At 35.0% G+C, this 21,597-nt stretch carries 20 protein-coding genes; 17 read left to right on the top strand and 3 right to left on the bottom strand.

Translation table 11 applies throughout. The features are described from left to right. Positions 1-5: 5 nt before the first annotated feature. The gene (locus ACQVD9_RS00100; RefSeq protein WP_264746884.1) at positions 6-1,268 is read right to left on the bottom strand and encodes an aq_1923 C-terminal domain; all 1,263 of its coding nucleotides are present in this window, start codon (positions 1,266-1,268) and stop codon (positions 6-8) included. Between the two features lie 256 nt (positions 1,269-1,524). Between ACQVD9_RS00100 and ACQVD9_RS00095 the strand changes: the two genes are divergently transcribed. From ACQVD9_RS00095 to ACQVD9_RS00050, 10 genes are all read left to right on the top strand, one after another. After that, the gene (locus ACQVD9_RS00095; protein ID WP_264746883.1) at positions 1,525-2,931 is read left to right on the top strand and encodes an MBOAT family O-acyltransferase; all 1,407 of its coding nucleotides are present in this window, start codon (positions 1,525-1,527) and stop codon (positions 2,929-2,931) included. Positions 2,932-2,933: 2 nt separating this feature from the next. Further along, complete coding sequence (locus ACQVD9_RS00090; protein WP_264746882.1) at positions 2,934-4,106, top strand: SGNH/GDSL hydrolase family protein; 1,173 nt, start codon at positions 2,934-2,936, stop codon at positions 4,104-4,106. Then, positions 4,107-5,318 carry an SGNH/GDSL hydrolase family protein gene (locus ACQVD9_RS00085; RefSeq protein ID WP_264746881.1) on the top strand — a complete coding sequence of 404 codons (1,212 nt, stop codon included), beginning with the start codon at positions 4,107-4,109 and terminating at the stop codon, positions 5,316-5,318. A 100-nt stretch (positions 5,319-5,418) separates the two neighbouring features. Further along, complete coding sequence (ftsB, locus tag ACQVD9_RS00080; protein WP_413774169.1) at positions 5,419-5,718, top strand: cell division protein FtsB; 300 nt, start codon at positions 5,419-5,421, stop codon at positions 5,716-5,718. Beyond that, the gene (gene ispD / locus ACQVD9_RS00075; RefSeq protein WP_264746880.1) at positions 5,708-6,415 is read left to right on the top strand and encodes a 2-C-methyl-D-erythritol 4-phosphate cytidylyltransferase; all 708 of its coding nucleotides are present in this window, start codon (positions 5,708-5,710) and stop codon (positions 6,413-6,415) included. Before ftsB ends, ispD begins: the two co-directional genes overlap by 11 nt. A 12-nt stretch (positions 6,416-6,427) precedes the next feature. Next, complete coding sequence (locus tag ACQVD9_RS00070; RefSeq protein ID WP_264746879.1) at positions 6,428-6,961, top strand: GNAT family N-acetyltransferase; 534 nt, start codon at positions 6,428-6,430, stop codon at positions 6,959-6,961. 70 nt (positions 6,962-7,031) lie between these two features. After that, positions 7,032-7,901 carry a cation diffusion facilitator family transporter gene (locus ACQVD9_RS00065; protein ID WP_264746878.1) on the top strand — a complete coding sequence of 290 codons (870 nt, stop codon included), beginning with the start codon at positions 7,032-7,034 and terminating at the stop codon, positions 7,899-7,901. A 95-nt stretch (positions 7,902-7,996) separates the two neighbouring features. Beyond that, entirely contained in the window at positions 7,997-8,296 is a 300-nt protein-coding gene (locus ACQVD9_RS00060; RefSeq protein WP_264746877.1) for a DUF2388 domain-containing protein, read from the top strand. Between the two features lie 13 nt (positions 8,297-8,309). Beyond that, entirely contained in the window at positions 8,310-8,642 is a 333-nt protein-coding gene (locus ACQVD9_RS00055; protein ID WP_264746876.1) for a DUF2388 domain-containing protein, read from the top strand. Continuing rightward, complete coding sequence (locus ACQVD9_RS00050; protein WP_413774184.1) at positions 8,642-10,618, top strand: DUF7844 domain-containing protein; 1,977 nt, start codon at positions 8,642-8,644, stop codon at positions 10,616-10,618. Before ACQVD9_RS00055 ends, ACQVD9_RS00050 begins: the two co-directional genes overlap by 1 nt. Positions 10,619-10,647: 29 nt before the next feature. On the opposite strand, the gene ACQVD9_RS00045 is transcribed toward ACQVD9_RS00050, so the two are convergent. Then, on the bottom strand, positions 10,648-12,456 hold the full coding sequence (locus ACQVD9_RS00045; RefSeq protein ID WP_264746874.1) for a WG repeat-containing protein: 1,809 nt from the start codon (positions 12,454-12,456) through the stop codon (positions 10,648-10,650). A gap of 162 nt (positions 12,457-12,618) precedes the next feature. Between ACQVD9_RS00045 and ubiA the strand changes: the two genes are divergently transcribed. Further along, positions 12,619-13,512 carry a 4-hydroxybenzoate octaprenyltransferase gene (gene ubiA / locus ACQVD9_RS00040; RefSeq protein WP_264746873.1) on the top strand — a complete coding sequence of 298 codons (894 nt, stop codon included), beginning with the start codon at positions 12,619-12,621 and terminating at the stop codon, positions 13,510-13,512. A gap of 101 nt (positions 13,513-13,613) precedes the next feature. Then, complete coding sequence (locus tag ACQVD9_RS00035) at positions 13,614-14,984, top strand: hemolysin family protein (RefSeq protein ID WP_264746872.1); 1,371 nt, start codon at positions 13,614-13,616, stop codon at positions 14,982-14,984. On the opposite strand, the gene ACQVD9_RS00030 is transcribed toward ACQVD9_RS00035, so the two are convergent. Next, on the bottom strand, positions 14,981-15,904 hold the full coding sequence (locus ACQVD9_RS00030) for a M23 family metallopeptidase (protein WP_264746871.1): 924 nt from the start codon (positions 15,902-15,904) through the stop codon (positions 14,981-14,983). The genes ACQVD9_RS00035 and ACQVD9_RS00030 overlap by 4 nt on opposite strands. Before the next feature lie 243 nt (positions 15,905-16,147). Between ACQVD9_RS00030 and ACQVD9_RS00025 the strand changes: the two genes are divergently transcribed. The 5 genes from ACQVD9_RS00025 to pssA all read left to right on the top strand — a co-directional run bounded on the left by ACQVD9_RS00025 (position 16,148) and on the right by pssA (position 21,592). After that, entirely contained in the window at positions 16,148-16,597 is a 450-nt protein-coding gene (locus ACQVD9_RS00025) for a DUF4124 domain-containing protein (protein ID WP_264746870.1), read from the top strand. A gap of 496 nt (positions 16,598-17,093) precedes the next feature. Beyond that, a complete protein-coding gene (locus ACQVD9_RS00020; protein WP_264746869.1) occupies positions 17,094-18,818 on the top strand; it encodes an acetolactate synthase 3 large subunit in 1,725 nt (574 codons plus the stop codon). Between the two features lies 1 nt (position 18,819). Then, entirely contained in the window at positions 18,820-19,314 is a 495-nt protein-coding gene (gene ilvN, locus ACQVD9_RS00015) for an acetolactate synthase small subunit (protein ID WP_201093099.1), read from the top strand. Positions 19,315-19,404: 90 nt separating this feature from the next. Next, positions 19,405-20,421 (top strand): ketol-acid reductoisomerase, encoded by a 1,017-nt coding sequence (ilvC, locus tag ACQVD9_RS00010; RefSeq protein WP_264746868.1) that lies wholly within the window; start codon positions 19,405-19,407, stop codon positions 20,419-20,421. A 286-nt stretch (positions 20,422-20,707) separates the two neighbouring features. After that, complete coding sequence (gene pssA / locus ACQVD9_RS00005) at positions 20,708-21,592, top strand: CDP-diacylglycerol--serine O-phosphatidyltransferase (protein ID WP_264746867.1); 885 nt, start codon at positions 20,708-20,710, stop codon at positions 21,590-21,592. Positions 21,593-21,597 lie beyond the last annotated feature (5 nt).

Genomic DNA, 21,597 nt, shown 5'->3' with positions numbered 1-21,597 from the left:
AGGATTTAATAGTCAGAAAGTATATACACTAATTTAATTACATCTGCTTTAAGTGCTAAATCTGATGATCCTAATCTTTTATGAATAGTCATATGCAAAGAGCCGCCTTCTACTTTTCTGAAAGCACCTTTATAGATAATGCCACTGGTAGTATGTACCTCAATATTTTTGTTAAAAGCTTTAGCATTTAGCTCATTAAGAGGTGTTAGTTGACGTTCTGATGATTGGATAATTGGTTTTTTAGGCTTTGTGTCTAAACTATTATTTTTTGCTAATTGTTCAGCACTTATCCATTTAAACTCAATAGGAATATTTTGGCCATTAATTCTTAATGAAGGACGAATAAGCTCAAGAGCTACTTGTTCATTCATTGCTTTTAACTCATCAGGGGTAACAGGCCCTTTAGGGTTAGTAGCAATATAAAATTCTTTTGGATTTTTCATATATTCATTAACAGCATTAACTATTTCATCACTTAAGGTAAGTCCGAATATAGCTGCACTAGCTCGGTCTATGTTGTCTTTTGAAAATGCTGGTAAAGCAGCTATATATTCATCTATCGTTTTATTTTCTTTTTGAGCACAGTAGTTATAAAGTTTTTTGGTAAAAACATCATCAGACCATTGCATTTGAAATTTTGGAATAGCATTTTTCTTATGGTCTGATGCCGCCATAGGGTTAAGCAAAGAGGCATCACCATAGAATGAAGAAGAAAACTTAGAAGCGTTTCTGGTATTTAAATCAAAGCTAGCTTTAATACGTTTAGTAGAAATTTTTTCATAGGCAAGATCAATATCAAATACAAAGTTTTGATAACCAATATCCATGTATTCAACTAAACCAATTTTTTTGACCTTACCACAAGGAATATCAAAAGGATAACGGAAAGAATCGGCTATTTGCTTATTACTTAATAAGGTTGTTGAATTAACAGTAATACCTTGAATTCTTAAAGCTATTTGGTTAGGTATTTTACTGCCCCAATTCTTAAGAATTAGTTCTAATAATTCAACAATATTTTTAGATTTTAACTCTATTTTTTCTATCTTAATTCTTTGACCAGCATAAGTAATAGTAATATCATCGATACTTGTACTGCCTTGTAGTGATGTACTGACACCAGCATAATTAAACACACCTGGAGGCAAGGTGTTTTGTATATCTTTAGCTGTTTTATCGGTATAGTACCAAAGTAGTGCTTTGGTTCCCCCCACTACTATTAAACCAATAATAATAAGTAAGATAAAAAGATTACGTATTTTTCCCATTTTTACTCTTGTCCATATAAAGAACTAATTAAGTGGTAAATGTAATGGATAATTATCCATATTAAAAGTTATTTTGTGCTTAATATGATTTTAAGCAATTAAAGTAACCGTTATTTTGTAGTACTTAAACTATAACATTATACTTAATTGTACTGTTTTATTTAGTTAACTTGGAGTATTCTTAGCATTTTTTAATTGTTTAAAATAAGCATTGCTTATTGAGAATTAATAATGTTAATAATGTAAGTTACTGTCGGTGAGTTATTTATCTATAGAGTTTAGTGTTCTATTCCCTCTATTCTTTTTATTATATTGGGCACTAGCGAAAAAACCACTTTATCAGAATGGCCTATTATTAATAGCAAGCTATGCAGTTGTGGCTAGTTTTGATATTAATTTTTTGGCCATATTGATTACTTATTCTTTTGTTTTATATGGACTTTCTTTTCCTATTTATTACAGCAAACGAAGTGGTATTTGGTTAGGAATAGCTATTGCCATTGCTATTATTAATTTATGTTTTTTCAAATATTTTGATTTCTTTAGGGTGCAGGTTCAGGCGTTTATTACAGGTTTGGGAGTAGATTATGCCATTCCAGGTATTGAAATTTTATTACCAATAGGCATTTCTTTTTATACCTTCCATTCTATTAGTTATTTAGTTTCTCTCAAGAAAAAAGAGATCGGTATTCCCTCAGCAATTGATTTTGCTTTATTTTTATCTTTTTTCCCTAGTTTGGTGGCTGGTCCTATTAATAGAGCTAAAGATTTTTTACCACAAATTCAGGTAACACAGGCTAGAGAGATAGGTAATTATAATCAAGCATTTGTGTTAATTTTATTAGCCCTAATCAAAGTCCTTTGTTTAAATACAGCATTGGCTGATAACTTTGTTGATCCAGTGTTTGCTAACCCTAGTAATTATCATTCTTTAGATATTTTATTAGCTGTTTATGCCTATGCTTTACAAATTTTCTTTAATTTCTCTGGGTATACTAATTTAGTAACAGCTATTGCCTTATTATTAGGCTTTAGATTACCAATTAACTTTAATATGCCTTATTTTGCTAATAATTTACGGGATTTCTGGCAACGTTGGCATATAAGCTTATCAACTTGGATTAGAGACTATATTTACATTCCTTTAGGGGGAAATCGTCAGAGTTTTACGCGTACTCAAGTTAACTTATTTACAGCAATGACGCTTTCTGGTCTTTGGCATGGTGCTAGTTTTACTTTCATAGTCTGGGGTGTTATTCATGCGTTGGGCATTGTATTGCTTAATATTGGTGATCGTTATTGGGGGCGAGATCGTTTAAGTCAGGTTTCAATTTGGTTCGCAAGATTTATTACATTCCAATATGTTTGTTTTGCATGGATTTTTTTCCGTTCAGTTACCTTATCTGATGCTACAGAATTTTTGACTGCATTAGCTCATAATTTTACAGGAGTTGCGCTTAATACCAATGTAATACTCTATTTCCCTCTCTTACTGATAGCCTTTTTTATTTATCCGTTGTTGGCTAAATTACCCGATTTACTCGTCAAACTATTAGATAAGATAGTGTGGATTTATTTACCTATTGTATGGGTTATTATTTTATTGCTCATATTAACCACTGCACCTGCAGGAATTCCTAACTTTATTTATGCAAGTTTTTAGATATGATGGCAGGTAATAAGAAGTTTTTAAAAGTATTCTATTTGTTATTTATAACAATGCTGGCATTGTTATGGTTAGAGCAGCGCTCAATAAATGCCTATTGGATACAAACTTACCATCAAACTAGCCCTTTATCAGTGTTAGATAATTATTCTGCTTGGCAAGCAGGTGGTGATATAACTGCCTTTCTGAGCGGGCAGCTTGAAACAGTGCAGACAGAGGTGACAACATTAAATGATGAAGCTATAGCAGTATTTAATAATCATTTAATAAAAATGAGGGATGATACACCTATAACAGTTAATGAGGTCTCTGAAGAGTTGGCGTTATTAATTGATTCTCAGGCAGTTTTTAAAGACTCTAAATTTTTTATATTTCCTCAAAAACCATTTATTCAGGTGGTTAAAATAAAGGATATAGATAAAGAGCAAATGGTTATCAATAGAGGATTATTAATTGTTTCTCAACCATTGAAGGATAAGTCAGAGGCAGAGCCATTGGTTGCAAAAGATAACCGTGTTCTGTTGGAAAAAGGACAAAAAGTATTTTTTGTTGGTGATTCTTTAATGCAGGGGGTTGCACCCCATGCAATGCGAACTTTGCTAAAAGAGCATGGTATTGAGAGTATAAACCTAAGTAAACAGAGTACAGGGCTTTCTTATCCTAGATTTTATAATTGGCCACAAGTAGCACGTGAGACGTTTACTAAAAATCCTGAAATTAAACTAATGGTTGTTTTTATGGGGCCTAATGATCCTTGGGATTTCCCTGTTGTCCGAGGTAAAAGGTTCTTAAAGTTTAGTACACCGGAGTGGGAAGGAGTATATCGTGCTCGTATCCAACAGTTGATTAATGCGGCCACTGATCATGGTGCTCAAGTACTATGGATAGGTGTACCTAATATGAAGGATACTAAGCTAAATGTAGGTGTAATTAAATTGAATAAGATTTATCAGTCACAAGTCAATATAGCTGGGCAACGCTATATTCCTTCTAATGACTTACTAGGCATGCAAGATGATCATTTTGTAAAATTTTTGCGAATACCTAACCGTGGAAATGTTACTTTACGTACAGATGATGGTGTTCATTTCACCATTATTGGACAGAAGCGTATAGCTGACAAAATTATTTCTTTATTACGCTTTAACGACGTTATGGAAGTAAACAAATAAATGAAAACTGTTATTCAATTAATAGCCATTATGTGTTTGGTATGTAATCTACCAGCAATCGCTCAAACTTCTTCTGGTTTGGTTAAGCAAGTTAATATTGAAAATTTTGGTGAAGCCAATTTAACAAAACTTAAGAAAAAAATAGTGAATGTTGAAAAGCGTGTGGCGCCTCCAGATTCAGTATTGAGAATTAGCCAACTAGGAGACTCACACACGGCAGCTGATATTTTTACAGGGCAGTTAAGACAGAAGTTACAACAACGTTTTGGCGGTGCAGGAATTGGTTGGATTAGCCCCATCAATGTTTATGGGCAACGTAATACACAAGTTTATTATACAGCTTCAGATTGGTTGTTAACCTCTAGCCGTAGTACAGCATCTGATGATTACCCAATGGGCGGTTTTGTGGCAACTCCAACAGTGTCTAATGCACAATTAACCGTTAATTATAATGTGGATGAAAAGCCTAGTTTATGGAATGCTACTTTGTTAGTAAAGCAATTGAAGCCAGGGCAATCATTAAAATTAATAGATGGTATGAATTATGAAACCACATTAGATATGAGAAATAATAAGGATTGGCAATATATCAGTGTGTTTGTCATGCTTCCTTTTACTATTATTGCTGAATCTGCTGATTCAGCCAAATTAGGTGGTATTTGGCTAGAGAAAAATGGTCAACCTGGTGTTGTTGTATCACCTATCGCTTTAAATGGTGCTAAGCAAAGTATTTGGCAAAAGTGGCGAGCAAAATGGTTAAATGATTTAGCAAGAACAAAAAGTGATCTTGTTATTATTGCATATGGCACCAATGAATCATTTGAAACCCCTTTTAATGTAGCAAAATATAAGCAGTTTTTAACCACAAGTGTAAAACAAATTCGTAAGAAACTACCTAATAGTGCCATTCTTATTATTTCTCCTCCAGACACTTTACAACGTAATAAAATAAGGAAGGGGGCTAGCTGTCAGGCTATGCAAACACCACATTTAACTAGTATTCGAACTGTACAAAAAGAGGTAGCAAAACAACAGCGAACGCTTTATTGGGATTGGTCTGCCGCAATGGGTGGAAACTGTGCAATGCAACGTTGGGTGGAAAGAGGTTTAGCCAATAAAGATTATGTTCACTTAACTGCGACGGGCTACCAACAAAGTGCTGATAGTCTTTATAATGCACTTATACGGTTACTTAATTTGCCAAATGGGTAATAGTGTTTTAGAAACTTGTTACAATTATATGAGTAACAATGAATATGAATTTTTTCAGCAAAAAGATATGCTAACATTAATTCAGGTTGCAGATTAAATAATGATGTCACGTTTATTGCGTAGTCCCTATTGGTTATTTGTACTATTGTTAGTCCTATTAGCTGGTTTACAATATCGGCTATGGTTGGGTGACGATGGAATGCGTCAAACTGATGAGTTAAAAGATCAAATAGCTGCTCAGCAAGAAGAGAATAAGAAGTTATTAGAAAAAAATCGACGTTTAGAGGCCGAAGTTATTGAGCTTAAAAAAGGTACCGAAACTATTGAGGAAAAAGCAAGACATGATCTTGGTATGGTAAAGGATGGAGAAACTCTCTATATAGTCCCCAATGAAAAATAATGACCAAATCCCCCCATTTTGGGTAGTTATTCCAGCCGCTGGTATTGGTAGTCGTATGCAAGCGGCAGTTCCTAAGCAATACCTGCCATTAGGTAGATTAACTGTTTTAGAACATACCATTAATTGCTTTTTAGAGCACCCTAAATTGTTAGGAATAGTTGTGTGTATAGCTGTTGAAGATAATTATTGGAATAATTTAGCTGTGAGTAAACATCATTCTATTCAAACGACTATAGGTGGTAAAGAGCGAGCTGATTCGGTATTAGCAGGTTTATCACTATTAGCAAAACAGGCTCAGGCAGATGATTGGGTATTAGTGCATGATGCTGCTAGGCCTAATTTACAACGAGAAGATTTAGATAAATTGCTATTAGTAGCAGGTAAAGATTCTGTAGGTGGGTTATTGGCTGTTCCTGCAAAAGATACATTAAAACAAATTGATCATGCTGGACGAGTAAAAGCGACTTTAGATAGACGTGTTATTTGGCAAGCATTAACACCACAAATGTTTCATTTAGATCAATTGCAATCAGCATTACAGCTGGGATTAAAAGCAGGTCAATCTATAACAGATGAAGCTTCTGCCTTAGAACTAGCAGGCTATTCTCCTTTATTAGTAGAGGGACGGAGTGATAATTTAAAAGTTACTCATCCCGAAGATATTCAATGGTTAGCACCTTATTTTATAAATTTGTAATGCGAGAATAATATGATTATCCGTCCTTGCAAGTTAACTGATATTCCAATGATTACAGCTATTTATGCGGAAGCTGTTATAAATGGTTCGGCTACTTTTGAGTTGGAGCCACCTTCTGAGTTAGAAATGACAGAAAGAAGGGAAGCATTATTAGCTAAAAATTATCCTTATTTAGTGGCTGATGAGGATGGATTTGTAGTTGGCTATGCTTATGCAGGTGAATATCATGAGCGTCTAGCCTTTAATGGTACCGTGGAAGATTCTATTTATATCCATCAGGATTTTCAGGGCAAAGGTGTGGGAAAAGCGTTATTAAAACAATTAATAATAGAGGCTACTCAGCTTGATTTTAGGCAGATGATTGCAGTTGTGGGTGACTCTGCTAATCATGGCTCAATAGCCTTGCATAAAAGACAAGGTTTTGAATTAATTGGTACCCTCCATTCAGTTGGATGGAAGCATGGACGTTGGTTAGACACAGTAATAATGCAGCGACCATTAGGCAAAGCCGACACTTGTCCTTATAAAAAGCTGAACAAATCATAGAGAATTGAGAAGTATCCAACCTAACCCTTATAAAAAATAATAGAATGTGACTTTTAGTTAGAGATTTAATATGGTTACAACTGTGCAACAAGCTAGATTAATGCGTATAGCAGCTATGTCTTCTGTAGCTGTTGCTATAGTTTTAGTAGTGGTCAAAGCCATAGCTTGGTGGTTTAGTGGCTCTGTAAGTCTATTGGCAGGTTTAACTGACTCATTATTGGATAGCTTGGCCTCTTTAATAAATTTAATTGCAATTACTATTGCCTTAAGACCTGCAGATCATGATCATCGTTTTGGACATGGTAAAGCAGAAGCATTAGCAGGCCTAGCGCAAGCACTATTTATTACTATAAGTGCAGTTTTTGTGAGTTGGGAAGGGATTAAACGGCTTATTGATCCTGTTCCTTTAGAAAATACCCACTGGGGTATAGTTGTAATGCTATTTTCGCTGGTTGTTACTATTGGTTTAGTTAGCTTCCAGCGTTATGTTATTAAAAAAACGGGATCAACAGCGATTACGGCAGACTCTTTACATTATAAGTCGGATATCCTATTAAATATCAGTATATTATGCGCGTTAGGACTAAGTTTATATGGTTGGCAACGTAGTGATGGTTTGTTTGGTGCTTTGATTGGCCTTTATATCTTGTGGAGTGCAATTACTGTTGGTAAAGAAGCGATTGAAATTTTAATGGACAAAGAGTTACCTGAAGACGTTACAGAGCAGATGCTTACAGTAGCAAGATCAGTGCCAGAAGTAATTAATGTGCATGATTTAAAAACACGTAAATCAGGAACACAGTGGTTTATACAGCTTCATGTAGAATTACCCGCTATGATGAGTTTAGATGAAGCGCATCAACAGTGTTTAATCGTAAGAAAAGTATTGCAAGAACGATGGCCAGCGGCTGATGTAATAATACATGCTGATCCTCGCTAATATATTGTTTATAATTTATACCATTTATTAGTTATCACATAGATTATTTATAGCTTAAACTATAACTGCTTGATTATTTGGAAGGAAAAGTAACAATGAAATGTTCAACAATGGCTACAGTATTGTTAGGTTGTGTATTAGCTATGCCTGTAATGGCATTTGAATCAACAACAGATGTTGTTGTACGTTCTTTGTATGCTTCTCAACAAGTCACTTCTAGTTTTGCGAATGATAAAGTTGTTCGGGCAGCACATGATGATGCAGCTAGTTTTGTGGCTTCTAATGGAGAAATTCGTGGGGCTCGTATTGAGGTGGCATTTCAAAAAATACGTGCTCAATATCCAGATTTAACAGTAACAGATTTAGAGTTAGCTGAAGCAATTCTTGCTCAGTGAGGAATTATTTGATATGAAAAAACTATTGTGTACGGTAGCTGTAGTGATGGGAATTTTATATATTCCAAATTCTTATGCCATTGATCAGACGAAGGATATTTTTAATATTACAACCCGTGCATTTGGGCGTAGTTTGGATTTTACCTCGGATACTACTACTTCAACGCGTGACAAGTTTAAATTAGTTCAGGCCGCTAAAAGTGATGCTGCAGCCTTTGTCGCATCAGAAGGAAAAATACAGGGACCTTATTTAACAAAAGCCTTTGAAATAATACGTGATGAATATCCTGAAGCAGCAAATATGCCAGACTTAGAGTTAGCTAAAGCTGTGCTTGCTATTAAGTGATTAAATTAGTCAAATATTTTTTAACTGCTATAGGCTTTGTTGTTTATAGCAGTTATTGTTTGGCTGAGCTTGATTTAAAACTTGATAGCAAGGGTTTAACAGAACAAGAAATAACTGCTTCGCAACAATTACTGCTGGAAGCTAAATCACTATTGCCGCCTACTTTTGCGGCAAAACTTGATCATAGAATAACTATCAGTTGGTCAGACCTCTTACCTAATGAAGCTTATGGCCGAACTAATGGACGTTTTGCTCTTTATTTAAATAAAAGATTATTACCTTCACTAGTTGATGGAAGTGCTGCAGCAGAAAAAAATGATCGGCCTCATGGTACTGTACGTAAAGAATTATTAGCTACAGTTATTCATGAATTAGCTCATTTGTATGATGATGCAGGATTATTTTCTAATGACCAACTACCACAGATTCGTTATTGTCAGCGATTAGCTAAATCACAAGGTGTTAAATCTATACCTTCTTATTGCATGGGTTTTTTAAATCGGCATTTTACGTTGAGTGATGATGCTGAGTTTTTAGATTTAGCCGGCTGGCCATTATTGATAGGGGAATCCGATCTTAGAGATGATCAGAATACACGTATTGATCGTTCACCAGATCATTATGAGCTGACCAATCCTAAAGAGTTTATGGCTGTGAATATGGAGTATTTTTTATTTGATAAAAATTACGCCTGTCGCCGTCCACGACTAAATAATTGGTTAGTGCAACATTTTAACTGGCAACCTGCTGATCAAGCGCAATGTAGTAGAGATTATGTTTATCTTTATGCAAATGATGCTCCAGGAAGTTCGCCTTTAGAACATCTTGATCCAGAACGTATTTATGAAGTTGATTATTTATTTGCGGCTGCTAACAAAAACTGGATGAGTCGTTGGGGACATAGTATGTTACGGCTGGTTGTTTGTGCCCCAGATAGACCCCGTGGCCCTGACTGTCGATTAGATTTAGAGTATCATCGCGTATTATCCTATCGCGCCTTTATTAATGATTTACAAATTTCTAGTATTAAAGGATTAACAGGAAGTTATCCATCAAGGCTGTTTATTTTACCTTTAAATCAGGTTGTTGATGAGTATACCAAGCTTGAGTGGCGACCATTAGAGTCAGTTCCTCTTAAATTATCTCGATCAGAGCTTTTATCTTTGGTCGATCAAGCAGTAGAGTTACATTGGAGTTATGATGGTAATTATTACTTTATTACCAATAATTGTGCTGTTGAAACATTAAAGTTATTGCGTAGTGGTACCAATAGAATAGATTTACAAACATTAGATACGATTACTCCCAGTGGTCTGTTAAAGCTATTAGAAGTTAGAGGTTTAGCAGATACATCGGTATTAAAAGATCGAAAAGAAGCCATGCGATTAGGTTATTTCTTTGACTCTTATCGTGATCGCTACGAAATGATGTTTCAGGTAATAAAAGAACAGTTGGCTGTGCCAGAGCATTCTGTGGATGAGTGGTTAATGCGCCCAGCATTATCTCGTCAGCAGTTCTTTAAAAAAGCAGATTTGCGTACTACAGCAGCATTAGTACTTTTAGAGCAAGCTTCTGTACGCAGACAAACGTTATTAGCCTATCAGGTATTAAAAGATCGTTATTTGAAACCTACGAATCAGTTGGATAATCAGCAACAACTGACGGATACGCAAGATAATATTCAACAGTTGGTACAACATAGTGGCTTTCTTTCTAGGCCTGCCAGTCTGTTAAAAGATGGTTATGGATTACCTTTGCCAGACGAAATTGCTAAGTTATCTGAGGCAAGTTTGGCTAAACAACAACAGCTTGATAAAGTTATGCTGTCTTTAAAAGATCAATTGAAAATGTTATTGCCTGTAGATTTAGTAAAAGAATTGGACGGTACAGAGGCAAATATTAAAATATTAAGTGAACAGTTAAGAACTTTGCATACAGCCAGTGGTGGTTTACAACTTGATAAGCTAAATGAATAATTTGCATTGGTTAAGAATAAATTAAAAACTTATTCCTCAGAATAATTCAAACTATAATTATAATATTTATCACTGACATATAGACATAGCATCGTTTGAAAATCACCATCTCCTGTATATGCTATGGATAATAGGGTGATATAACGATTATCAAAAGTTTTCCATTCTGTATAGTCTTCTTCCGCATCACTATGAGTCGTGTGGGGTTCTCCTAATAAGTTTATTAGTTGTGTTCTCAGTATTTGGTAATTTTTTTGAAAGAGGGAGAAACTTTGATCGCTTAAAAATAAATAATTACCCCAGTCATATTCGCTGTAATAACTGACAGCAATTGTTTTAATAGCTCCACAAGGTAGTAAGGCTAGCTCATCTTCATCATACTTTGCGTAATTTATTTCATATTCGTTATATTGGTGGATTTTTCTTGACTCACCTCTATGGTCATCGTAGATAAAATCAACAAATTTAAAAGGTTGAGTAGGGTTAGTTAGTAGTTCTTCAATTAATAGTTTAAGCTCTTCATCAGAGTATTTAGGAAAATTATGGAAGTCTCTATTAAATAATAATTCAGGTTGTTCGATCTGATTTTTAGGATAACTAACTACGGTATTATGTTGGTTGTCTTTGAATAGGACATTATTTGCATCAAATTGTAGTGTGGCTATAATTTCTCCATTAGAAAGAACATATTCGATACTGTTTTGGCTAGTAATAAAGGCAGGAAGAATATGTTTCTGGCCTATGGGCGTATTATAGTAATAACCATTCTCTTTGTACTTTGAGAGAGGTTCAATCCATTGCTCTTTATAAAAAATGTCACCTTTATTATTAGCAATCCCCCATTTAGGTTCCATTGTTTCATTACTTTCTTTGCTACGAATAATACTTATATTGGAAATTTCAAAAAAAGAGTGGGCATATTCAATATTATTTTCTGCAAAATTAATAACAACCTCACCAGATTCTTGTGTTATAAAAGATTTTTTAGTTTTTATTAACCCACAATTTAGATAGCTATCATCGAAACATTCATCTAAAGGAAATTCAAAAATAATATCTCCTTTAGCGTCTAGGCAGCCGCCTGTGAAGTTATCTTTGTTAAAGTAGGCAAGATTTTCTTGATTAAAGTTCGAGATCTTTTGGTAAGTAGGTTTTAATATCCATTCACCGTTAGTATTGATTAGTCCATATTTATTGGATTTTGTATCTTTGAAAGGCGCAGCCCCTTTATAGGAAAATGGGCTACCAACACCTTCTTTGTAGTGTATTACCATTTCAGCATGATGATTGAAATAAGCTGTATAGTAGTTCTCTCTTGTGGTTGTAATTATTGGAACTAAACCCAGAGAGTCGAATGTTTTAATAGTATGAAGTGTAGGTCTTGGTGAAAATATAGCTGATTCGGATAATGATGGTAAATTAAGCTGATATTGTTGTAAATCAGTTAAAGAAAATAGAAAAGTTTTTCTATTTTTATTAGTAGCAAACCAAAAGTAACTATCTATAGGTGTGGAGTAGGGATATTGACAGGGAATAATAAATTTACCTGTACAGTCAATAACGCCCCATTGTCTATCTAATTGAACACGTGCATAGCCTGTTGAGTTAAATGCTTTGGCCTGCTCAAACTGAGGTTTAATAACCCATTCTGCATTATGGTTTAAATATCCCCACTGATTATCTTGATTGGCGGCATTAATTAATAGGCCATTAGGTGTATTAATTGCAGTGCCAATATTTCTTAGTGGGCGATTGAAAAACTGACCTTTGTCATTTAAAACAAAAAAATCACTGGTATTGTTAGTTTTTAGTATCCGTATTATCCAAATTTGTTGCATCTAATAGTCCTTTTAGTATTTTGTAAGCTCCATAAATTATCTATTGTTGATTATGACTAAATAAGAGGTAGATGTTATTATATTGAGCTAAAGTTAATTTACTATTAATTATTAGATTAAGTAAATTAATTATATGAATAAAATAATAGATTGAGATAAAAAATGTACGTTACGTGGTTAAAGAGTCTAGCTGATAAGTTACACAATCGTGCTTGGGATTTTATACAATTAATCCGTCTCGAAAAACCTATTGGTATCTACTTATTATTGTGGCCTACGTTATCAGCATTATGGGTAGCTGGTAATGGCAGTCCATCTGCTAAAAATTTTATTATTTTTTTACTTGGTGTAGCATTAATGCGCTCCGCTGGATGCATTATTAATGATTTTGCTGATCGTAATTTTGATGGACATGTAGCTCGTACTAAAGAGCGGCCTTTAGCAGGTAAACGAATTAGTGTTAAAGAAGCTTTTGTATTGTTTTTTATCTTATTGTTTATCTGTCTATTATTGGTGCTTTGTACTAATCTTACTACCTTTTATTTATCCTTTGGCGCAGTTGCTGTGGCTGCTTGCTACCCATTTATGAAACGTTTTACCAATTATCCCCAAGTGGTATTAGGTGCTGCTTATTCATGGGGGATTTTAATGACCTTTACTGCAGAAACAGGGCAACTACCTTGGTTTGCGTGGGTGTTGTTTTTTGCTAATGTGGCATGGACGGTAGCATTTGATACTTATTATGCAATGTCTGATAAAGAGGATGATTTAAAAATTGGCGTTAAATCAACTGCTATTGCTTTTGGACAGTATGACCGCTTAATTATCGCCATTTTACAGGGGGTTAATTTAGTTGGTTTTATAGTGGTTGGTCTTTATTTAAGCTTTGGTATCTATTTCTATCTGGGTTTGCTTATTGCCTTAGCTTGTTTTATTTGGGAGTATCTTAATACTCGTAGTTTAGAGCCGCTTATTTGTTTTAAAGCTTTTTTACATAATCACTGGGCTGGTTTAGCTATTTTTATAGGGATAGTGCTAGATTATTTGCTTAAATAGTCAGTTTTTAAAAAAAGTAATAAGTTTTTGTTAAGAATACTTGCAGATATCAACAATAGGTTGCATGATATAAAACCTTATCAACAACTTTTATAAAAAATATGGACCCTGACTCGAATAGTTTACTTATTTATTCCGCCGATATTTTACTTGTTTTATTCGCATTATTTTTAGTTTTACTTAATGGCTTCTTCGTCGGTGCTGAATTTGCCATGGTTAAACTACGGGCTACCCGTGTGGAAGCACTTGCAGAGGTTAATGGGTGGCGAGGGAAAATTCTAAGAAAAGTTCACCATCAATTAGATGCTTATCTTTCTGCTTGTCAGTTGGGTATTACACTTGCTTCTTTAGGATTGGGGTGGGTTGGTGAACCAGCCTTTGCTGAATTAATTACACCACTGTTGGCTAAAGTAGGTATAGAGTCGCCAGAACTTATTAGAGGTGTTTCATTCTTTACCGCCTTCTTTATTATTTCTTATTTACATATTGTCGTCGGTGAGTTAGCGCCTAAGTCGTGGGCGATACGTCAACCTGAAAAATTATCCTTGTGGACAGCGGTACCACTCTATTTATTCTATTGGTTTATGTATCCTGCTATTTGGCTACTTAATCATAGTGCTAATGCCATTTTGCGGATGGCTGGCCAACATGAAACACAAGGGCATGAACATTACTATAGTCGTGATGAGCTAAAAATTATTCTTCATTCAAGCCGCGCCCATAATCCCACTGATGGTGGTATGCAAGTGATGGCTTCAGCAGTTGAAATGGCTGAATTAGAGGCTGTAGACTGGGCGAATTCACGCGAAGATTTAATTTATATTGAGCAAGATGCTTCATTAGATGATGTTTTAGATATTATTAAACGCCACAAATATAGTCGTTATCCTATTTATAATACAGAGACAACAGAGTTTACAGGTATTCTCCATATTAAAGACTTATTGTTAGAGTTAGCTGACAATAGAGGCGAAAAAGCTAAGTTTGTGCTTGATCTTGATGAATTATCTCGGCCTCTAGATAGAGTTTCTAAAAATACACCTTTAGGAGAGTTACTAGAACGTTTTAAACAAGGGGGAGTGCACTTTGCCTTAGTTGAGGAAGCGGATGGTAAAGTTGTAGGTTTCTTAACTATGGAAGATGTGTTAGAAGTTCTAGTGGGTGATATTCAAGATGAACACCGTAAAACAGAGCGTGGGGTATTGGCTTATCAACCTGGTAAATTATTGGTAAGAGGTGATACGCCTTTATTTAAAATAGAACGTTTATTAAATGTAGACCTTGACCATATTGCAGCTGAAACAATGGGTGGATTAATTTATGAAACCCTTAGCCGTGTTCCTGAAGAAGAGGAAGTTTTGGAGACAGATGGTTTAAGTATCACTGTAAAAAAAATGAAAGGTCCAAAAATCTTATTAGCTAAAGTAACAAAGCTAGATGATAGTAAACCTTATAAAGAAAATACAGATTAATTATTTGTAACTCTACCACGGTAAATAGTTTTACTATTTACAGGTTGTGCAAAATCATAAGGGATGGACTCTAAAGCCATCCCTACATTACGTTGTACAACAAAATGTAAATGTGGCCCTGTACTACGTCCAGTATTACCTGAGAATGCTATTTGATCTCCAACTTTGACATGTTGGCCTTCTTTGTGGCGAATAGATCCTTTCTTAAGATGCAAATAAACACTCATTGTGCCATCATCATGTAAAATACGAATGAAGTTTCCTGCCGGATTTGTCCCTTGACCTGTTTGGTTATTTTCTACTTTTATCACCGTGCCAGAGCGAGCGGCAATAATAGGTGTTCCTTCTGGCATGCCAATATCCCTAGCATAACGACCTTTCGGTCCTGAGTGACTAAATTTTCCGCCAGGTCCCTGTGTTTGTTGAAATGGACCACCACGCCAAGGTAATGGATAACGATAAGGTTGGGGTTTAGTTCTTGGGTCACCTAATGCATACGCTAGTTTTGGTGTATAGCGCATAGGTTTAGTACGATCAAAAGGTGTTAATGTTACTAAACGGATTTCTTTTCTTGGAGGAAGAATCCAATGCAACTTTTTATTGGCTGCGCCCACTACATTGTCAACATTTTCTAAAGTAAGTTGAATTTCTACTGGGGCATAAAGCTCATTTTTTATCTTAAGTGTTTCACCACCAGCATGTTTTACTGTATTTAATTTAACTTGATTTTCAATATGCTCAATAATTTCATCATTCAATTCAAAAGGTTTAGAGCCTGGTAGCTGTTTATCTGTGTAAGTAATAACACCATTACTATCTACATATTGGTAAATAGAAGCGCTAAGGGCATAAGTACAATAATTACAAAGTAATAAAATGCTGAATACAGCACATTTCTGCTTTGTTAAAGCAGCTCTCATTTATTAACAACCTCAGTATACAAATTATTTATAACCTTCTTATAGTAACCTAGTTCTATATCTAGTAAAGTAATATTAAATTATAAATACAGTAAATGATTAAATTTCTGTATTATATCAGTATATGTTAAAACTATCTGGTTACAATGATAAAAGCAGTAATGATTTTAGACTCATATCTGGATTGTTTTTTGTAAAATAGTAGTAGAACAATTAGTGTCTATAAAGTAAAGGAATGTGTTTATGAAGCATATTATATTAACAATAGCAGTTTCACTTTTTACTGTGTTACCTGTTGCTGCCCAAATGTATCGTTGGGTTGATGGGAAAGGGCAAGTGCATTATAGTTCTGAACCACCACAAGGACAGAAAGCTGAGCAGATTAAAAAACCAACATCACCGAGAGTTAATAATAAAGATGTAGTAGAAAAATATGCTGATGGCGAAAAAAAGCCAACTGAAGCGGAGAAGCAAGAGTCTTTCAATAGGGCAGCACAACAACAAGCACAAAAAGATGAAGCTCAAACAAGATTAGCATGTGATGGTATGCGTAAGGATTTAGCACTTTATCAAAATTATCCTCGTGCGCGTGTTGATGTAGAGGGCACGACTCGTCGTTTAACATCTGAGGAGTTGAACACAAGAATTGCGGATTTACAAAAAAATATTAATGATAATTGTCAGGGATATTAATTTTATTAATAAACGGTCTTTATAAAGACCGTTTTTATTTTGTTAGATTAAATAGCTTATTTTTATAAGAATTTAGATTATTAATTCGGGTTAAAAATTATAAAAGAATTATTTAACCAATAAAGAGTAATTTATTGAAATATTCTGCTTTTACAGTTGCTTTTTTTCATCAGGGTTTAATGTTTATGGCAAATTTTAAGTTAATCAGTCAATAGCACTTGACTTATGAGCCATTAACTACAACAATTATGTCCACCACTGATATATAACCTTAATGGAAATATTCTTTCAGTAGACATGACGCTTACCAGTGTCGACTTACGTTTACCCAATATGCGTTACCTCGCTTCGGGTTAGAAAACTCGCCACAATGAGTTTTCTAAAGTTTATTAGCTAGCAGCTGATGTAGTCGGCGATTATCATCGTGCATGTTCTGCTAGCGGTGAACTTAATACCTAATTTTTTAGTGAGTGATTGCTTTTAGAGGTGAACAAGCGTGGAATTATTATCTGGCGCGGAGATGGTTGTTCGTTTTTTACGCGATGAAGGCGTAAAATATGTTTATGGATATCCAGGTGGCGCACTATTACATCTTTACGATGCTTTATTTAAAGAAAAAGAATTAACCCATATTTTAGTACGTCATGAGCAGGCAGCTACTCATATGGCTGATGGCTATGCTCGTGCAACAGGCAAAGCAGGGGTTGTTTTTGTAACATCTGGTCCAGGTGCTACTAATGCTATTACTGGTATAGCTACTGCTTTTATGGACTCTATTCCAATGGTGGTTATTTCTGGTCAAGTAGCTTCTTCCTTAATTGGTTCTGATGCTTTCCAAGAAGTGGATATGGTTGGTATATCAAGGCCTATTGTTAAGCACAGTTTTATGGTGCGTCATGCTTCTGAAATTCCAGAAATTATGCGTAAAGCCTTTTATATCGCAGAGTCGGGTCGTCCTGGTCCTGTAGTGGTTGATATTCCTAAAGATACCTGTAATCCTGCTGAGAAGTTTGAATATACTTTCCCTGAAAAAGTGAAATTACGTTCTTATAACCCTGTGCAACGAGGACATTCTGGACAAATTCGTAAAGCAACTGAATTATTATTATCGGCTAAACGCCCTGTAATTTGTTCTGGTGGCGGTGTTATTTTAGGTCATGCTGCTGCACAATTAACAGAGTTGGCGCGTAAGTTAAAACTACCTGTTGCTAATACCTTAATGGGGTTAGGTGGTTTTCCTGGTTCGGACAAGCAATTTATTGGTATGCCAGGGATGCACGGTAGTTATACGGCTAATATGGTAATGCATCATAGTGATGTTATTTTAGCAGTAGGTATGCGTTTTGATGATCGTGTAACTAATGATATTAAAAAATTCTGCCCCAATGCCAAAATTATCCATATAGATATTGACCCTGCATCAATTTCTAAAACTATTAGAGCTGATATTCCAATTGTAGGACCTGTTGATAATGTGTTAACAGAAATGATTGCTGTGGTTAATGAACTTTCCAGCGAAATCATTGATAAAGCGTTGGCTGATTGGTGGAAGCAAATTGATGAATGGCGTAGTAAAGGTTTATTTCCTTATGATAAGGATAATGAAACCATTATTAAGCCAGAGTTTGTTATTGATACATTGTATGAAGTAACTAAAGATAGAGATACCTATGTAACTTCTGATGTAGGTCAGCATCAAATGTTTGCAGCACAACATTATCTTTTTGATAAACCTAATCGTTGGATTAACTCTGGTGGTTTAGGAACCATGGGATTTGGTTTTCCAGCCGCAATGGGGATTAAATTGAATTTCCCTGATGCAGATGTTGCTTGTGTAACAGGTGAAGGCAGTATTCAAATGAATATTCAAGAACTTTCTACCTGCTTACAATATGATTTACCTGTTAAAATTATTTGCTTAAATAATGGTGTATTGGGCATGGTAAGGCAATGGCAAGACATGCAATACAATAGTCGTTATTCTCATTCATATATGACTTCATTACCAGATTTTAAGAAACTGGTAGAGTCTTATGGACATGTGGGGATTAGTGTTGAAAAAGCAACTGATTTAAAAGGTGCTATGCAAGAAGCTTTTGCAATGAAAGATCGGTTAGTGTTTATGGATATCAAAACGGATGCGAGTGAACATGTATACCCTATGCAAATTCGTGATGGTTCCATGCGTGATATGTGGTTAAGTAAAACGGAGCGTACCTAATATGCGTCATATAATCTCTTTATTAATGGAGAATGAGCCTGGTGCGTTATCGCGTGTTGTTGGTTTATTCTCTCAACGTAATTACAACATCGAAAGTTTAACTGTAGCGGCAACAGAAGACCCAACAGTTTCTCGACTTACTTTGACGACTCAAGGTAAGCCAGAAGTGATTGAACAAATTACTAAAAACCTCAATAAGTTAATTGAAGTTGTTAAATTAGTTAACTTATCTGAAAGTGAACATATTGAGCGCGAGTTATTGCTTATTAAAGTAAAAGCTACGGGAGCTCAACGCTCAGAGGTTAAACGAACAGTTGATATTTTTAGAGGTCAAATAGTTGATGTAACACCAAACCTCTATATTGTCCAATTGTCAGGTAGTACCAGTAAGGTAGACAACTTTATTGCTACTATAGGCTCCATGTCGACTATTGTTGAAGTGGTTCGTACAGGGGTAACAGGTATTTCTAGGGCTGATAAGGTCTTAAGTATTTAGGGTAGTTATTAGGGAAAAGTTAATTATATTTCCCAGTACTAATATTTATTTTTAAGTAAAATTTATTTTAATATTTAAAGGAAAATTCCAATGCGCGTTTACTATGATAAAGACTGTGACCTTTCAATCATCCAAGGTAAAAAAGTAGCTATTATTGGTTATGGTTCACAAGGTCATGCCCATGCTTGTAACCTAAAAGATTCAGGTGTGGACGTTGTCGTTGGTTTACGTAAAGGTTCAGCAACAGTAAAGAAAGCGGAAGCACATGGTTTAAAAGTAGCTGATGTACCAACAGCAGTAGCTTCTGCAGATGTAATTATGATCTTAACGCCAGATGAGTTCCAAGGTCAATTATACAGAGAAGAGCTAGAACCTAATTTAAAGAAAGGTGCAACTTTAGCATTTGCTCATGGCTTTGCTATTCACTATAACCAAATCGTACCTCGTGCTGATTTAGATATCGTCATGATTGCGCCTAAAGCACCAGGTCATACTGTGCGTTCTGAATTCGTAAAAGGTGGTGGTATTCCTGATCTTGTTGCTGTTTATCAAGATGCTTCTGGCAATGCAAAAAATGTAGCATTATCTTATGCAAGTGGTATTGGTGGCGGTCGTTCTGGCATTATTGAAACTACTTTCAAAGATGAAACAGAAACAGACTTATTTGGTGAGCAAGCTGTACTTTGTGGTGGTTGTGTAGAATTAGTTAAAGCAGGTTTTGATACACTAGTTGAAGCTGGTTATGCTCCTGAAATGGCTTATTTTGAGTGTTTACATGAGTTAAAATTAATCGTTGACTTAATGTATGAAGGTGGTATTGCCAACATGAATTACTCAATCTCTAATAATGCAGAGTTTGGTGAGTATGTTACTGGCCCACAAGTTATTAATGAAGAGTCTCGTTGGGCAATGCGTGAAACATTAAAACGTATTCAAAATGGCGAGTATGCTAAAGCATTTATTAGTGAAGGTGCTACTAACTACCCAACATTAACTGCAAATCGCCGTTTAACTGCAGAACATCAAATTGAGCAGGTAGGTGAACGTTTACGTGCTATGATGCCTTGGATTGCGGCAAATAAAATCGTTGATAAATCTAAAAACTAATTATATTTATTCAGATTAAAAACGCGACATATGTCGCGTTTTTTATATTTATCAGAAAGTGACAATGAAAGTTATTAAATTTTATAGTGTAAATGATAACTATTAGGGACATTGTGGTGATGGCAAAGGAAAAATATGTTAGGGAATACTTTAATGTGAATAAGAGCAGAATTTCTAATAAAATAAATAAGCATTGTTACATTTTAAAGTAATAAAAAAAGTCATTTCTTGAAAATCAGTTCACTATAACCTATATAATAATAAGAGATTTAACTAAGGAACAATTATGAAAGAGCAGTTCAACGAACAACCTGAAGATACTTCAATAGAAAACAAAATTCCTTTACCTGTGGATGAATATATTGAAGAAGTACCTGATGAAAAAGGGCAAAAAGTTCGTCATAAAGGAGTTTATCTATTACCTAACCTATTCACAACAGCTGCTTTGTTTGCAGGTTTTTATTCGATAGTTAGTGCTATGTATGCTCCTGTAGTAGTCGCTCATGAAGGCATTGAAGTAGCAAGAGATTACTTTATTTATTCAGCTATAGCTATTTTTATTGCCATGATATTAGATGGTCTTGATGGACGAGTGGCTCGATTAACTAATACACAAAGTGCATTTGGCGCTGAGTATGATTCACTATCAGATATGGTCGCCTTTGGATTAGCCCCTGCACTATTAGCATTTCAATGGTCATTGGCTGAGGCCGGTAAACTTGGGTGGATGGTTGCTTTTATCTATGTGGCCTGTGCAGCATTAAGATTAGCACGTTTTAATGTGCAAATCGGTTCTGTTGATAAAAAATATTTTATAGGATTGGCCAGCCCCTCAGCCGCGGCAGTAGTTGCAAGTAGTGTCTGGGCTTTCAATAAGCTGGAGGTTAGTGGTGAAAGTGTTGTATATCTCATGATGCTATTAGTAGCTGCAGCAGGTGTCTTGATGGTGAGTAACATCAAGTATTACAGTTTTAAAACATTAGATATCAAAAGTAGAGTTCCTTTTATTGCAATATTAGTGATTGTATTACTGTTTGCAATAATAGGTACTGCTCCTGCTTATGCGCTATTATTTATTTTCTTTAGTTACACTGTATCAGGGCCTATACAGTTCCTGTTACACTTAAAAAAACGAAACAAACATAAAAACGAACTTGACAATAATGTATAAAAGCG

It is taken from the genome of Entomomonas sp. E7T21, from assembly GCF_058693955.1.
This window is presented reverse-complemented; position numbering and strand designations above follow the sequence as displayed.

Excerpts from the sequence above, each read along its gene's own strand:
- ACQVD9_RS00100 (WP_264746884.1), bottom strand. The coding sequence starts at position 1,268 with ATGGGAAAAATACGTAATCTTTTTATCTTACTTATTATTATTGGTTTA.
- ACQVD9_RS00090 (WP_264746882.1), top strand. The coding sequence starts at position 2,934 with ATGATGGCAGGTAATAAGAAGTTTTTAAAAGTATTCTATTTGTTATTT.
- ACQVD9_RS00085 (WP_264746881.1), top strand. The coding sequence starts at position 4,107 with ATGAAAACTGTTATTCAATTAATAGCCATTATGTGTTTGGTATGTAAT.
- ftsB (WP_413774169.1), top strand. The coding sequence starts at position 5,419 with ATGATGTCACGTTTATTGCGTAGTCCCTATTGGTTATTTGTACTATTG.
- ispD (WP_264746880.1), top strand. The coding sequence starts at position 5,708 with ATGAAAAATAATGACCAAATCCCCCCATTTTGGGTAGTTATTCCAGCC.
- ACQVD9_RS00070 (WP_264746879.1), top strand. The coding sequence starts at position 6,428 with ATGATTATCCGTCCTTGCAAGTTAACTGATATTCCAATGATTACAGCT.
- ACQVD9_RS00065 (WP_264746878.1), top strand. The coding sequence starts at position 7,032 with ATGGTTACAACTGTGCAACAAGCTAGATTAATGCGTATAGCAGCTATG.
- ACQVD9_RS00060 (WP_264746877.1), top strand. The coding sequence starts at position 7,997 with ATGAAATGTTCAACAATGGCTACAGTATTGTTAGGTTGTGTATTAGCT.
- ACQVD9_RS00055 (WP_264746876.1), top strand. The coding sequence starts at position 8,310 with ATGAAAAAACTATTGTGTACGGTAGCTGTAGTGATGGGAATTTTATAT.
- ACQVD9_RS00045 (WP_264746874.1), bottom strand. The coding sequence starts at position 12,456 with ATGCAACAAATTTGGATAATACGGATACTAAAAACTAACAATACCAGT.
- ubiA (WP_264746873.1), top strand. The coding sequence starts at position 12,619 with ATGTACGTTACGTGGTTAAAGAGTCTAGCTGATAAGTTACACAATCGT.
- ACQVD9_RS00035 (WP_264746872.1), top strand. The coding sequence starts at position 13,614 with ATGGACCCTGACTCGAATAGTTTACTTATTTATTCCGCCGATATTTTA.
- ACQVD9_RS00030 (WP_264746871.1), bottom strand. The coding sequence starts at position 15,904 with ATGAGAGCTGCTTTAACAAAGCAGAAATGTGCTGTATTCAGCATTTTA.
- ACQVD9_RS00025 (WP_264746870.1), top strand. The coding sequence starts at position 16,148 with ATGAAGCATATTATATTAACAATAGCAGTTTCACTTTTTACTGTGTTA.
- ilvN (WP_201093099.1), top strand. The coding sequence starts at position 18,820 with ATGCGTCATATAATCTCTTTATTAATGGAGAATGAGCCTGGTGCGTTA.
- ilvC (WP_264746868.1), top strand. The coding sequence starts at position 19,405 with ATGCGCGTTTACTATGATAAAGACTGTGACCTTTCAATCATCCAAGGT.
- pssA (WP_264746867.1), top strand. The coding sequence starts at position 20,708 with ATGAAAGAGCAGTTCAACGAACAACCTGAAGATACTTCAATAGAAAAC.